This window comes from Fructilactobacillus sp. X2R5C2 (genome assembly GCF_059901375.1).
The window spans coordinates 47279-61525 of record NZ_JBWXUX010000005.1 but is presented as its reverse complement, the minus strand read 5'-3'; the positions used below and the strand labels follow the sequence as shown (position 1 = coordinate 61525).

Here is a 14247-nt window from a genome sequence, read left to right as displayed (position 1 = left end):
TAATTTTAAGCTTGTACACTTAAAACTACCTTACACTTGTAATCAAAATCTTGTTCAGTTTTCAAAGATCTACTCTTGTTTATTGTCGTTTGGTTATCACCAACGTAACATGTATAATTATACTACATTGATTAATGAATGTCAACAGATAAACTCAATTAATTTAAATTTATTTGATCACTCATCTCATCTGGATAACCCAGACAACAAATACTATTATACAACGCTCATTAAGAAGATGCAAGAGAAATGACTAAAATAATTAATTTAGTTCATAATCAGTGACTAATCAATTATTAACAAATCAACTTGTCTCCCTCACCGAGCATTTACTACTATACATGCGCCCAAATCATTTGTCAACACTTTTGGTCAAAAAAGGTCAAACTTTTTTGAGATTCCCTTTATGTTAGGAAATAAAGCTTACTTTTTCTTCGAATACAAGTCAATTCCATCCTGGGGATGCTGACTAAGATACTTCTTGGTGAACGCATCAACCGCACTTTTATCTTCTAGATCAACATCAGCATCCTTCATCGCCTTTACCAACCTACTATAAAAAGCATCAAAATTAGAATCGTACATTGAACGAAGTGCCTTGGAATTATCCTTTACCCACTGATTCAATTGAGAACCGTTCTTAATGATCCCCTCATGATCCAAATAGGAAAATAAATGCGTCAACGCAAATGGAATGAGCTGAAACAATGAATCCGTTTTTTCATCGCCGTCTAACAAAAGCGTAAAACGACTGAACATCACGTCAGCCAACAAATCAACATCCCAAATTGCCGGTTGCTTGTTTAATCCCACGATCGCAATCTCCACAAAGCTATCAATAATGGTATCAATCTCATCCACTTCACTTTGGGACTTACCAGCAATCTCTGGCTGTGAATCAATAGCATCCAACCATCGATCAATCATTTCTCCTACTTGTTGTACCTCTTCATCCTTATTCATTTTCTTCTCATCTCCTCAATTCATTTTACTATAGTAGAAACTCGAAAATTAGCATTAACTTTCCACTTTAAAAAAAGTTAAGCAAAAACATGTATAATTGTCACCGTATTAAGTCAAAGGAGCATCGAATTTATGAATGACAAAATTGTAATTGTAAGTGCCAAGCGAACACCCATTGGAAAAATCAACGGGACGCTTGCGAGCCTCACTTCAGTTGACCTAGGAACCATTGCTGCTAAGGCCACCATCAAGGCTTCCGGAATTAACCCCAAACAAATTGACCAAGTCATCTTTGGAAATGTAATTCAGGCTGGTGGGGGACAAAACGTTGCCAGACAAATTGAATTAAACGCTGGCATCCCAAACACCGCCACTGCTTCTACCATTAACCAAGTCTGCGGATCAGGAATGAAAGCCGTTCGTCTTGGCCAATCAGCCATTCAAATGGGAGACGGTGACGTCATCCTCGTTGGTGGAACCGAAAGCATGTCAAACGCTCCCTATCTAAATGTCAACGAAAGAAAGGGTCATAAGTTTGGACCCGTTACCCTAGAAGACAGCATTCAAAAGGATGGTCTAAACGACGCTCGCACCGGCAAGCCAATGGGAATCACCGCTGAAAACGTCGCCGATCGATTCCACATCTCCAGAACGGAGCAGGACGCTTTTGCGCTTCAATCCCACCAAAAAGCAAGTGCTGCTCAACAAAATGGTTACTTTAATGAAGAAATGATCCCAATTGAAATCAAAAAAAAGCGTGTAAACACCGTCGTTGACAGAGATGAAGGGGTTCGTTTTGATACATCCATGGAACAACTCAAAAAGCTCAAACCATCGTTTAAAGAAAACGGGACGGTCACCGCAGGCAATGCGGCTAGTTTAAACGATGGTGCGTCAGCCATTTTAATCATGAAACAAAGTAAGGCTAACGAGCTGGGACTCACCCCAATTGCTGAACTTGGTGTATACGCCGAAGCTGGGTGTGATCCAGAAATCATGGGGTATGCCCCCTATTACGCCGTCAACAAACTGCTGAAGCAAACCGGGCAAAGTATTAGTGACTTTGATCTATTTGAATTAAATGAGGCCTTTGCCTCTCAAAGTCTGGCAGTTGCTCGTGACCTGCACATCCCTGACGATAAACTGAATATCACGGGAGGAGCAGTCTCAATGGGCCATCCCCTTGGTGATTCCGGTTCCCGTATCTTAATCACCCTGATTAATAACCTAAAACGAACTGGTAAATCCAATGGTCTTGCCACTTTATGTATCGGTGGTGGCATGGGAATGGCAATGACTGTGCACCTACTATAATGAAGAAAACTAAAATATCCCTCGGAGTTAGAGTAATTTCTAATCATGAGGGATATTTATTTTGACTTATTTAAATGATTGCGGAGCTTGCTTAACTGACAGAATGAGACCAATCGCAAACCCAACCAGCGCGAATAGCACCCATCCCATGCCGTACTGAGCCATGGGCAAAATATGATTGAGCTTAAACAACCACGAGAAAACTGGTGCATGAGCTAGTTCAGGAATCGTAGTAATTCCACTCAAAATAGCCGGAATGGCGATCCACCAGGTGGTCATTTGGTAAACGATTCGTGGTCGTTTCAACAACGGCTTAATTAACGAAATCAAAATTAGACAGATTGAAAATGGATAAACGATCATCAGTACTGGCATTACAAAACGAATCATCTCAGTCAAGCCCATGGTTGCCAATAGGGCTGACATCACCACTGCAAAAATCAAAACGGGTAAATATTTAAACTTGGGAAAAATGTCTGACATGGTATCCGCAAAGGCACTACTCATCGCAATTGCTGTCTTCAAGCAGGCCACAATCACAATGAGAGACAATAAAATGTTCCCGTAACCCCCAAAGTAGTGGGTCGCAATCTGAACCAACGCAATCCCACCGTTAGCTGACGGCCGAAATTGTCCCAAACTCGTGGCTCCCATGTAACTTAGCAGGACATAGACTACCGCCATCATCAAGCCACCAATCAAGCCAGCCTTTCCAATACTTATGGCTAATTGTTTCGGACTCTTAACTCCCAAGCCACGTACGGTTTCCACTACCACAATTCCGAAGGCAATCGATCCAGCCCCGTCAAGCGTGTTGTAACCCTCAACGAATCCAGACAACAGCGGAGAATGAGCGTATTCACACATGGGATGGTAAAAATGAGGTGATCCCATCGGTTTCACGATCGACATGACCACAATAATCGCTAACAAGACTAAAAATAGCGGGGTTAAAAACTTTCCGATGTACTCAAGTAAACGTCCCCGATTATATGACAATAAGAAAATGACAACGAAGAAAACCAGAATAAAACCAATTAAACCCATTTGCTGGTATCTGGAACTAAGAAACGGCGAGATCCCAATCTGAAACGACGTCGCCGCCAACCGTGGAATTGCCAAAAGTGGTCCCATGATAAAGGAAATTAAAATGGTAAAAACGTACGCAAACGACTTGCCCACGTTTGACGAAATTTCAAACGCGCCAGAGCTGTCAGTGACCCCTAACGCAATGATTCCTAAAATTGGTAGGCCAACTCCCGTTAAAATAAAGCCTAGGGTAGCCCACCAAACGTTGCCACCAGCCATCTGTCCCATGTTCACAGGGAAAATCAGGTTACCAGCTCCGAAGAAAATCCCAAATAACATGATCCCAACGTAGCCGATTTGTCTGACACTTAATTTCTTTTCCAAGTTTTCTCCAACTTTCCTAAATTACTCTTCAATGCATTTTACCAGAAAAAAAGCTCCCACCATAATTAATTTAGTGGTTGAAAAACCATCCCCGCTTCACTATAATTACTTATCGTCTAATAATAAAAGTAAGGAAGTGTTAATATGTCTACTATTTACGTAAGAAAAGCCACCGAAGCCGACCTTGACGATATCTACACCATCATCAAGAACGCCAAGAAGTTCTTAGGCGAGCAAGGCATCGACCAATGGCAAAGCGACTATCCCAGTGAGGATGATCTCGCCCGTGACGTTAAGTTTGGCATCTCATATGTCTTAGACGTTGACGGTCAGGTTGCTGGAACTGCGACCCTTCACTTAGGAATCGACCCCGACTACTTACACCTCGAAGGTGGAGAATGGGCAAATGGTGACCAAGGTCACTACTCTGCCATTCATCGCATTGCGGTTTCAAACGATTACCGTGGTCAAGGACTGGCATCAAAGTTCATTAGTGGTCTATTTACCATCTCGTCACTACGTGGTTTTAAGGATGTCAGAATTGACACTCATCCCGATAATAAGGGAATGCAACACGTCATTCTCTCAAATGGATTCACTAAACGTGGTACTATTTATGCAAACGGTAAACGGAATCACGGAACGGAACGTTTTGCTTACCAAATCGAATTAAAATAATAACTAGGAAGTGGCCAAATTGGGCGACACAGCGGTACTAATCAAGTTAATTATAATGGCAGCATTCGGGTTGATCGTAATTTTGGGTTGCATGGGATGGACTTATCATAAGGCCCATAAATTAACATCAAAACGTTTTTTGGCATTATCGGTGTTGGCAATTTGTTTCATTATTATCCTAATTATTTTGGTATAAAAAGAGGCTCAACCTGTGGAATTCATGGGTTGGGCCTTTTGTTTTGGAAGTGCTCATCAGATGAACTCTTTAACCATTAATTTGTGTAGACATTGAAACTTTACTACACTTAACACAATTAATTTAGTTAAGGAGAGTTTTAATGAAACACAAGAAGACAATCATATTCGTCATTATTATCATATTAGTAATTGTGGTTGGATTTGTAGCATATTCAAATTCACATCATACAGATAACCAAGAATCAAATGGTAATATGCGACAAGAGGAAAGAAAACCCAAAAAGCAAAAAGATAAAAAAATGAGTAGCGTTAAAGATAATAAGGAAGATGTTGAAAGTTCACTACAGTCATCATCTACAACAGATAGTCAAAATAACATGAGCTCAGCTACTACATCTAGTGCCAGTGACAACTCATCCTCTTCTACTAATGATGCTCAATCTACACAATCATCTGACAACTCTGATCAAAAAAATAATCAACCAAGTCAATCCAATTCAGCTCAGAATAATGTAGTTAACAATCCTGAGCAGGCTATTAATGTTCTAAAAAATGGTCTAAACAATAACGATAATATCTACGAATTCATGCCTGACGAATCTGACGAAAAAGATAGCATCTACGAAATAAAAGTACAATCTAAAGAATTAATGAATCAAGGTGGAACAGGAACACTTGGTTTATACTTGGTTTATGGTAATGGAAACTATAAAGTAAAATAATAACACTATTCGTAATTTAAAAAGATTAAACAAATGGATCTACCTTATTAAATTAACCATAATAAAAGAGTCAGCATTAAAATGCTGACTCTTTTTACATATTAAATATCACTATTGTTACTCCAAGCACGCTAATGCTAATATAATTAATGAACACACTTATTGGAGGAACTCTTTTGCAATTTACTTTATCAACAACCTACTACATATCTTCCCATATAATTTACATATGTTTTATTATAGCTATAATATATTTCTGCATTGCATATGAACGTTCTAAAAGATATTTAGAAGGAAAAAATAAAGATTCCAAAAACACTTCTTCAATCTTTTATATAGTAATTTTATTATTATATTTCTTTATTCATAATATTATAGAAAATACTTTATACAAAAAAAGTTTGTGGAAAATAACTTTAAACGATCGTTGGGATCTTTTATTAGGGAATACTGGTTACTTCCCTATATTAATGATAGGTTCAACATTGTTTATTTCTTTCATTCTATATTTAACCATTCATAAATTAAAACACTTTAGTTATATGAGTAACACGAATAACGACTTTAAAAATCTAAAACAACACTTTTTCAAGCACGTTAACTTTATCTACAATTTAGTGATATTTGCTTGTGCTTTATCATTTATAAATATCATTTGTGGAATAATTTATCATTTTATATTTTACTAACGAGAGAATATTCGGTTATAAGGAGAAAAACAAAATGTCAGAAAAATCAGACTACATCAAGGACTATCAAGAATATTTACATAAATATCACATTATGTCACGTTTATTGCTACCATCCATTATATTGGTAATCATTACCTTCACTTTAGGTTTCATTCTCCTTAATATGCATGCAAACAAATTCATCCTCTGGATCATGGGAACAATCGATGGAATTACATTCTCGCTATTTATTACCGCACTAGGAACTACAATAAGATTAATAATAGAAAAATATAAGATTAAGCATATGCGGGCTTCAAGGTTAAAACATTATTATTATTTATGGGTCATTATTTTATTTGTGTGTTTTGGAATTTTTGTTTTCATTGGATCAATTGAAATACTATTACTTTCAAACAATTTATGGGAGGCATATGAATCTCCAATGCTGCCAACGTTTTTAGTTTGTTCTGGCTTTTTATTCTATTATCTTTCTAAAAGTACCTTAAAATATCGGAAAAAGAAATATTCAAAAGAACTTACTGAGGGAATTAAAAAGATGAAATTGGAAAATAAGTAATTAAGACATAAATCAATAAATGGACCCGTAATTTTTAATTACGGGTCCATTTATTTAATCATTTTAATACACCATAAATTACGCAAATAATATCATATATCATCCTACTAGTGCTGCTAAAAATGCAATTATTACAGCAACACCAATACTTTCACCTTCAATTGCATATCTTACATATGCCGGTGTCAAAGCAAACGTATCAGTCTTTTCTCCTAATTTGTCGGCAACCTCATCATAAGCTTTTTCATAACTCTTAAAATCAGGATAGTTATGTGGATGAGAATCAATATCAATTGAAATAGAAAGTTCTGTATCAAAACTTTTATTATTAATCTTTAACTTAAAAATATTAAATTCTACTGATATACTCCAACCATCTTTAGTTTCTACAATTTCAATCGAAACCTGTCCGTCTTCAATTTTTTGAACAAATTCCCATTTATTAAATAAACTAACGATGTATACTCCGGCATTAACATTGTTATTACAACTTTGCATTACCCAATCAAACATAAACTTTAGTGGTAATGCACCGTTACTAATAGTAAACAATCCTGATCCATGGATAGGTTTAATACCACCTTCACCTACTAAGGTAATTTTTAATGATTTATTATCATTGTAGATTACCCAAGGAACATCAATTTCTACTTGTGTATTATCAACAATATTCTTCAAAGCATCTTTGGCAGACATTTCTCCAATTCCCGTTGGCTTAATCTCATTAGTTCCATTATCTCTGCCAAACGATGCATCTTGGTCAATTGCAATGTCACCTAAACTGTATTCAACAAATTGGTCAATTGCCCAATCTTTAGGCATCTGATAACCCAAATTTCCACTATATCCAGTTGACATATCAGATACAAAGGCTGCTTTTGCAAGTCCTTTACTAAGGGTTTGAGCACAAACATTTCTAGTTCCGTAAATTCCTAGTTGATAATTTGATCCACCTAATGCTTTTTTGACTCCTTTCATATATGGAATAACCGTACTATCAATGTCGCCAGCCTGAATATCAGTATCAGTAAACGATTAATTATCTATCATTTTTTACTATAAATTAGGTTAAATTTTCAATTTGTACGATTAATAAATATTTACTATACTTAAAACCATCAAACGTAGTAAGGGGAGTACTGTAATGAAACACAAAAAATCACTTATATTCGTCATTATCATCATTTTAATAATCATAGTTGGGTTTGTTGCTTATTCAAATTCCCACCAGACTGATCGCAAAAAGTCAGCTAATAGTAATACTTTGAAACAAGAAAAGAAAGTTAAAAAGCAAAAAGATAATAACAAGTCATCTTCAAAAGATAAAAGTATCAGCAGTGTCAATAATAATAAAGAAGCTAATGGAGAGCCCTCAGAATCTATATCTAATACACAAAATCAGATGTCTTCTACTTCAAGCAAAACTGATAATCAAAGTAGCAATGCCTCCACTAATCAAGCTCAACCAAATACCACACAACCATCTAATAGTTCTGATCAAGAAAATAATCAACCAAGTCCAACCCAGAATAACGCAGTTAACAATCCTGAACAGGCTATTAATGTTCTGAAAAGTGGCTTAGGATTTGGTAACGATATGGAATACGAATCTTTACCAACTGACGGGTCCTACTATGATATCCAATTAATAATTAAATCATACAAAGATCAAGGTGGATCTGGAACTGCAGGAATATATCGTGTTAATAAAGATGGAACATACAAAGAAATTAAATAACCATGAAGGCAGCTATAAACTAAAGCATCAATACTATTCACAATTCGAAAGGCTTAAGCAAATACACTTTAATAGAAAATTATCTTTATTAACTTAACCATAAAAAATACCCCATAATTATTAGATTATGTCTAACAATTATGGGGCACTTCAAAATGCTGACCCATTTTTACATATTAAATAACTTCCAATGACTGATACTATTTGTTACTCCAAGCATACTAGTGCTAACATAATTAAGGCACACTATTCAGTTTAATAGAAAAACATTAATGATCACACTTATTAGAGGAACTATTTTGCAATTTACTTTACCAATCATCTATTACATATTTTCTAATATAATATATTTTTGTTTAATTATACCTATAATATATTTATGTGTCGCATATGAACGTTCCAGAAAACATTTAGAAAAAGAAAATAAAAATTACAAAAGTTCCTCTTCAATTTCGTATATATTAATATTAATTGCGTACTTCTTTATTAATAACATTACAGTAAATACCTTCGATAAAAATAATCTGTGGAAAATAACTTTAAACGATCGTTGGGATCTTTTATTAGGGAATACTGGTTACTTTCCTATATTAATGATAGGTTCAACATTGTTTATTTCTTTCATTCTATATTTAACCATTCATAAGTTAAAACACTTTAGTTATATGAGTAACACGAATAACGAATTTAAAAATCTAAAACGACACTTTTTCAAGCACGTTAACTTTATCTACGATTTAGTGATATTTGCTTGTGCTTTATCATTTATAAATATCATTTGTGGAATAATTTATCATTTTATATTTTATTAAAAGGGACATATCATTGTAATAAGATGTCCCTAACATTATACTTCTTCAATTGCAGCATAAAGTAATCTAAAGACTATTCCTAATCTTTCCCCTAACAAATCAAGTGATGCATTTCTTTCATCAACACTCATATTAGAGACCTCCTTAACGGCTCCACTAAGTGGAACTATACTTTCCATTAGCCCAGTAGCTACTTCCTTCTTATGTGAACTAAAGTATTGCAAAACTTTTTCTGAGACTTCTACAGCAGCACCCAAGATATTAGTTGGAATATTAAATGGTTTAATTGTCATATCAAAGTTAACAGCAAAACTTCCAGAAATGTTTTTATCCCTTAATTCAAATACATTAAAAGTTGCTGAAACTCCTACCTTTCCATCACTTGTTAAGCTAGCTTGAATAGTTAATTGACCATTATTAATTTTATCAAGAAACATAGTTTTCATTAATTGATCAAATACAACTCCAGAAATTGAAGCTGATAAGCCATATTCTTTAGAGAACCAGCCAGTAAAATCACTTGAAATTTTACCATTTTTAATTGAAAAAATTCCAGAACTATTTACATGTTGAACAGTCTCAGATGCACTAACTTTTACATTGATCCAAGCCTCATCAAACTCCAAAATAGGTTGATTAAATTGAATTGATGAATTATCCAGCAAAAATCTAACAGCATTTAATGGAGAAGTTAAACCACTAGTAGAGAATTCTTTTTCTCCATGATCTTTTCCGGATGAAGCAACTTGATCAATATCTAAATGACCTAGTGAATATTCAGTAAACTGGTCAAAAGACCAATTTTTACTCATCGGATAACCAAGATTTCCACTGTATCCTGATGACATATCTGAAACAAAGCAATATTTGGCAAGTCCTGAACTAATCATGTGAGTAGAAACATTTCTCGTTCCATAAACTCCAATATTATAGTAGGACATTGCATCAGATATTCCCTCAAAGTATTGTTTAACTGTTCCGTCAATATCTCCGGATTGAATATCAGTATCAACTGCAAAATAAATAGTTGTTCCTTTAGGAAATCCCAGTTGTTTAGCAGTTTTAGAAGCCGTTAAAGCATCTTTAAATCCCTGATTATACTTAAAATATGAAATATCATCCCCGCCATCTTGATAAATAGGAAAAACACTCATACCACCATTTTTAATTGTTTCTAATTCATCTGTCGTAAGATTTTTATCACGTTTTTTAGAACCAGCTCCTACACTACCAGTTAAATATCTTCCGATGATGCTAAAACCATAACGTTTTAATAGGCTCACATCTGAAGAATTTAATTGAGTAGCTGTATCGGCCGTATCTGAGTCACGGTTTGTATTTCCGTTGCTCGTTAATAATCCCTTAATAACAGTAAGATCTGCGGTACTAGTGAAAGGTGGGAGATTCATAAATTTACGGAACTTAATAATACTATTGGCAATTGAACTATCAAACTTATCATCAACATCACGATTAAACATAAAATCATTGACTAAAAGTCCATACTGAATAATTCTAACAATCAATCCAGTTGCACCTTGATTCACAGTTGGCGTTCGTGCAATTGTACCAGGACCATATACACCATTAGCAGTGCTTGGAGACATCCCTTCAGATGACTGTAATGCGTAAATTAATGCGGTATTCGTATTCCGATCATAAATACCGTCAGTTGGAACCAAACCAATATCATCACCAAAATAATTCAGAAAATGATTATTCAAATATTGTTGCATCCCTCGTACACCATCAGTTCCATCACCAATGATAGTGAAAGCACTCATGTCGAATAATGCTCCCATTAAAATGACTGTCATCGAACCACTTTTTAATCCAGCATCATTACGTAATTTATTTACTGCATTCTGTGTATCTTTTGTATATTTCTCATCAAACGCATTCGGACTAATTCCTTTACACCAAAAAGCACCTTGAATTAACTTCGCAATCTTACCTTTATAGCCAACCTTCAATTGATCAACCATTCCACTTAGTGTTTTCTTGGTTTTATCGCCGAAACCACTACCAAGTGGACTAACACCTAACTCATGTTGAAGTCCCATTCTTAAAGCATAAATAGTTGGCCAACCAGTGTTTCCATTTTCCTTGACCTTATCAAATCCTGAAACATTCCCATATTCTTGGTTCAACCACTTCTGAACGTTTAATACTTGTTGATCCATAATTATTTCCTCCTAAAATTCTATTCATCAGATTTAAGAGTTAGCGCTAACTCGCATGCAAACACATCGAAATCAATTTGCAATCATGTAGAATAATCGTTGAATATCATAGACAAAAGTTCTACAATGACAGTAAAGAAAATCAGCTGAAATAATCTAAACCGACCTAACTTCGAGGTTGTTGATTGATTTCTCATCTGTTTACAAGAGCAATCATATATCCACTATTTCTACATGTCAATAATTTTATAGATATTTTTTCTATATAAAGGATTAGAAGGAGTCCAAAATGTCGATATATCAACGTGTCAAAGAACTTGCTAAAAACAAAAACATTTCCATTCGCGAATTGGAGCATCAGCTCGGCTTCTCTAATGGAACCCTTCAAAAATGGGATAAAACGGCCAATTCACAGAAACTAAAAAAAGTTGCTAACTACTTTAACGTCTCCGTTGATTACCTTCTAGGAAATTCAACCGGTAACTCTGCTGATTTAGACGACCTCTCAACGATCATGATGTTCGGGGGCAAACCAATTCCCGAAGAAGATCGTGAAACGGTAGTGGAAATCTTAAGGAAACTTCGAAATGCACGAAATCATCAATAGCCTCTTCAACTACGCGTTAGATAACGACATCGCGGTTGAATACACTGATAAACTACATCAGAATACTCAGTCTTTTGCGGACGTCCGTTCCCGGTCAATTGTGATCAATGCCAACTGGCAACCACGTAAACAACTGCCATTCATCATTGCGCATGAGATTAGCCACATAATGCAGTGCGATCAAGATGACGCTATTCTTAGTTTCACGACCTTACTAAGTCCGAAGTATGAACAAAAAGCCAATGTCAATGCGATCAAACTCTTGATCCCTTTCTATGCTGACAATAAAGAAATCGATCAGATTAATTTAGAAGAATTTATGGAGTTATTTGCCATCCCAGACTCACTACGAGACGTGTGTTTTACTGAAATTAAAGACTATGTTGATTGAATACCAAAAAAGCTCAACTTCAAATGAAGTTGAGCTTTTTTACGATCTAATTATTAAAACAACTTTTTAGCGGCCTTAGCCATGACCTTGGGATTCTTATCAAATCGTGGGTTATCTACAAGATTCGACATTGGAACGCCCGCAAAGTGATAGGCAGCCACTTCACCAGAACGAACGGCACTTTGTTCAGTGAAAACCATCTGATACGGCTGGTCAACAAATTCACCAGTGAAGGCTAAGTTTGTTGAGTGTTCTGGGATGACTTTTGGGCGATCAATCTTAGCCCGGTTGTTAAACAATGCCGAAGCGTATGGCATGTATACCGGAACCGAGTTGACGATTGAATCCATGATTTCTTTTTCTTTATCACGGATGTTAACGGGACCTGGATCAACCTTTGAAAGTTGACCGATCAACTCTTGAACCATTTCTTTTCCGGTCATCTTGATGTATTGCTTGTCAACGAATTCCCCGCGACGGTATGGATACAAGAAGTATCCCCAAAGGACCGTCTCATTTGGTTTCTGGTCAGTGAAGTGAGGTTGGTGATGAACCACGATCGACATTCTTACGTCTTTTTGACCTAATGGAGTGATTGGACTCGTTGATAAGAAGGAGTTCAAGGCATTCCCAGGAAGTTGCGTGGTGATCCGAGTAATTTCGTTTAGGAACGTGTGATCCTTGGTGGTTACAGTGAAACTACTCCATCCACTAGCATTGCGGTCGGCAAAGAATTTGTCAGGATTCCCCAAGTTGTAGAAGTGGTCAGTGGCTTTCTTCCACAAACTTGAAGCGGCACCATAGTCGGTATTTTCACCTGATGGAGTGTTGAAGTCCCCAAGGGTGGCAGAATCAGTAATGGAACCATTCGTGAAGAAGACTGCGGTATCATCATCAACGTCAACGTGTTCTTTTTGACCGGTGTCAACGTTCTCCATTTCTAAGCCCTTAACGGTAATTTCTTCGTTCATTGGAGTTTCTTTGAAGTCCCAGTCATCAACTCGTCGATTCAAGACGAACGTTACGCCTTGTTTCTTCAAGTAATTAATTAATGGTAACATCAAACTTTCGTACTGATTGTAACGAGTCCGATTAACTCCAACTAGCGTGTTGATTTGGGTAAATTCATAGATCATTTGGTGCATGTAACGTCTAAGTTCCTGTGCTGAACTTTGAGTTCGGAAGGCAAAGGTAGTTTCCCACATGTACCAGAAATTCGTTTGAAACATGTGTGGGTCATCTTTGAAGTAATCAGCGATTGAGACGTTATCAAGTTCGGTCTCCTTATCGTCTGGCATCATAATCAACTTAGTTAATAAGATTCGATCCTTGTTGTTAAAACCCATCTTAGCGGAATTAATAATGCCCTTTTCGCCCTCCATCAAACGCGCTTTATCGTAGGTCCGATGCTTAGCATCAAAGTCCCGCGTGTCTTCAGCGGCGGTCATGCCCTCTTCAGTGGCTGAAGGAACTCGACTTAACAGATCCATTAAATCAACGTAGGTGCGGTAATTCAACATTCTTCCACCACGGGCTACAAAGCCAGTCTGGTCCGAAGTTTCGTGATTACGGTTCCAGTATTCGTTACCGGTTACGTCAGTTTTGGCACCATCGTTTGCGCCATGGTCATCTAATGAATAGAAAGTAATGTCTTTTCCATCCCAGTGACCCTCTTGAATCAGGTAAACGGCAGCGGCCATGTTAGAGATCCCGGCACCGATCATAATTGCTTTTTTCTTAGTCATATTAACCCTCCTAGATTTAAATCCAGATTAAGCATTCATTTCTATGTTAGTGATTTCACATATGCTTACAACTACATTATACCGTACAAAAAAGTCCGTATGTAACTTATCAAATTGATTTAATAATTTATTTAACTAATGTTCCGATGTGGTAAACAGTCGTTCAACATGGCAGTCCACTAATAGATAATTAAGGGGTCAATCTGGTACAATATAATAGTAGAAAGGTGGT

12 protein-coding genes are annotated in these 14247 nt (G+C 36.3%); 7 read left to right on the top strand and 5 right to left on the bottom strand.

The window, feature by feature from the left end:
* Positions 1-423 precede the first annotated feature (423 nt).
* The gene (locus tag AC6UD2_RS06675; RefSeq protein ID WP_500698423.1) at positions 424-963 is read right to left on the bottom strand and encodes a hypothetical protein; all 540 of its coding nucleotides are present in this window, start codon (positions 961-963) and stop codon (positions 424-426) included.
* A 132-nt stretch (positions 964-1095) separates the two neighbouring features.
* On the opposite strand from AC6UD2_RS06675, the gene AC6UD2_RS06670 reads away from it, so the two are divergent.
* Positions 1096-2277, top strand: a complete 1182-nt coding sequence (locus AC6UD2_RS06670) for a thiolase family protein (protein ID WP_500698422.1) — start codon at positions 1096-1098, stop codon at positions 2275-2277.
* A gap of 66 nt (positions 2278-2343) precedes the next feature.
* Here the strand turns inward: AC6UD2_RS06670 and brnQ are convergent, their stop codons facing one another.
* Positions 2344-3690 carry a branched-chain amino acid transport system II carrier protein gene (gene brnQ / locus AC6UD2_RS06665; RefSeq protein ID WP_500698421.1) on the bottom strand — a complete coding sequence of 449 codons (1347 nt, stop codon included), beginning with the start codon at positions 3688-3690 and terminating at the stop codon, positions 2344-2346.
* 144 nt (positions 3691-3834) lie between these two features.
* On the opposite strand from brnQ, the gene AC6UD2_RS06660 reads away from it, so the two are divergent.
* The 3 genes from AC6UD2_RS06660 (at position 3835) to AC6UD2_RS06650 (ending at position 6539) form a co-directional block, all read left to right on the top strand.
* A complete protein-coding gene (locus tag AC6UD2_RS06660) occupies positions 3835-4368 on the top strand; it encodes a GNAT family N-acetyltransferase (RefSeq protein ID WP_010022056.1) in 534 nt (177 codons plus the stop codon).
* A 338-nt stretch (positions 4369-4706) separates the two neighbouring features.
* Positions 4707-5288, top strand: coding sequence for a hypothetical protein (locus AC6UD2_RS06655; protein ID WP_500698420.1), 582 nt, complete (start codon positions 4707-4709; stop codon positions 5286-5288).
* 723 nt (positions 5289-6011) lie between these two features.
* Positions 6012-6539, top strand: coding sequence for a hypothetical protein (locus tag AC6UD2_RS06650; protein WP_500698419.1), 528 nt, complete (start codon positions 6012-6014; stop codon positions 6537-6539).
* A 99-nt stretch (positions 6540-6638) separates the two neighbouring features.
* On the opposite strand, the gene AC6UD2_RS06645 is transcribed toward AC6UD2_RS06650, so the two are convergent.
* Positions 6639-7556, bottom strand: a complete 918-nt coding sequence (locus AC6UD2_RS06645; RefSeq protein ID WP_500698426.1) for a glycoside hydrolase domain-containing protein — start codon at positions 7554-7556, stop codon at positions 6639-6641.
* Positions 7557-7683: 127 nt separating this feature from the next.
* Here AC6UD2_RS06645 and AC6UD2_RS06640 point away from each other — a divergent pair, with 127 nt between their 5' ends.
* The gene (locus AC6UD2_RS06640) at positions 7684-8277 is read left to right on the top strand and encodes a hypothetical protein (RefSeq protein WP_500698418.1); all 594 of its coding nucleotides are present in this window, start codon (positions 7684-7686) and stop codon (positions 8275-8277) included.
* Between the two features lie 847 nt (positions 8278-9124).
* On the opposite strand, the gene AC6UD2_RS06635 is transcribed toward AC6UD2_RS06640, so the two are convergent.
* Positions 9125-11272: a glycoside hydrolase domain-containing protein gene (locus AC6UD2_RS06635; RefSeq protein ID WP_500698417.1), complete on the bottom strand. Its 2148-nt coding sequence runs from the start codon at positions 11270-11272 to the stop codon at positions 9125-9127.
* Positions 11273-11561: 289 nt separating this feature from the next.
* On the opposite strand from AC6UD2_RS06635, the gene AC6UD2_RS06630 reads away from it, so the two are divergent.
* Together AC6UD2_RS06630 and AC6UD2_RS06625 are read left to right on the top strand one after the other, a co-directional pair.
* Entirely contained in the window at positions 11562-11879 is a 318-nt protein-coding gene (locus AC6UD2_RS06630) for a helix-turn-helix domain-containing protein (RefSeq protein ID WP_010022067.1), read from the top strand.
* Entirely contained in the window at positions 11860-12270 is a 411-nt protein-coding gene (locus AC6UD2_RS06625) for an ImmA/IrrE family metallo-endopeptidase (RefSeq protein WP_010022069.1), read from the top strand. Before AC6UD2_RS06630 ends, AC6UD2_RS06625 begins: the two co-directional genes overlap by 20 nt.
* Positions 12271-12323: 53 nt before the next feature.
* Here AC6UD2_RS06625 and AC6UD2_RS06620 read toward each other — a convergent pair whose 3' ends face one another.
* Positions 12324-14015, bottom strand: a complete 1692-nt coding sequence (locus AC6UD2_RS06620) for an oleate hydratase (protein WP_500698416.1) — start codon at positions 14013-14015, stop codon at positions 12324-12326.
* Positions 14016-14247 lie beyond the last annotated feature (232 nt).

Excerpts from the sequence above, each read along its gene's own strand:
- AC6UD2_RS06675 (WP_500698423.1), bottom strand. The coding sequence starts at position 963 with ATGAATAAGGATGAAGAGGTACAACAAGTAGGAGAAATGATTGATCGA.
- AC6UD2_RS06670 (WP_500698422.1), top strand. The coding sequence starts at position 1,096 with ATGAATGACAAAATTGTAATTGTAAGTGCCAAGCGAACACCCATTGGA.
- AC6UD2_RS06660 (WP_010022056.1), top strand. The coding sequence starts at position 3,835 with ATGTCTACTATTTACGTAAGAAAAGCCACCGAAGCCGACCTTGACGAT.
- AC6UD2_RS06655 (WP_500698420.1), top strand. The coding sequence starts at position 4,707 with ATGAAACACAAGAAGACAATCATATTCGTCATTATTATCATATTAGTA.
- AC6UD2_RS06650 (WP_500698419.1), top strand. The coding sequence starts at position 6,012 with ATGTCAGAAAAATCAGACTACATCAAGGACTATCAAGAATATTTACAT.
- AC6UD2_RS06640 (WP_500698418.1), top strand. The coding sequence starts at position 7,684 with ATGAAACACAAAAAATCACTTATATTCGTCATTATCATCATTTTAATA.
- AC6UD2_RS06635 (WP_500698417.1), bottom strand. The coding sequence starts at position 11,272 with ATGGATCAACAAGTATTAAACGTTCAGAAGTGGTTGAACCAAGAATAT.
- AC6UD2_RS06630 (WP_010022067.1), top strand. The coding sequence starts at position 11,562 with ATGTCGATATATCAACGTGTCAAAGAACTTGCTAAAAACAAAAACATT.
- AC6UD2_RS06625 (WP_010022069.1), top strand. The coding sequence starts at position 11,860 with ATGCACGAAATCATCAATAGCCTCTTCAACTACGCGTTAGATAACGAC.
- AC6UD2_RS06620 (WP_500698416.1), bottom strand. The coding sequence starts at position 14,015 with ATGACTAAGAAAAAAGCAATTATGATCGGTGCCGGGATCTCTAACATG.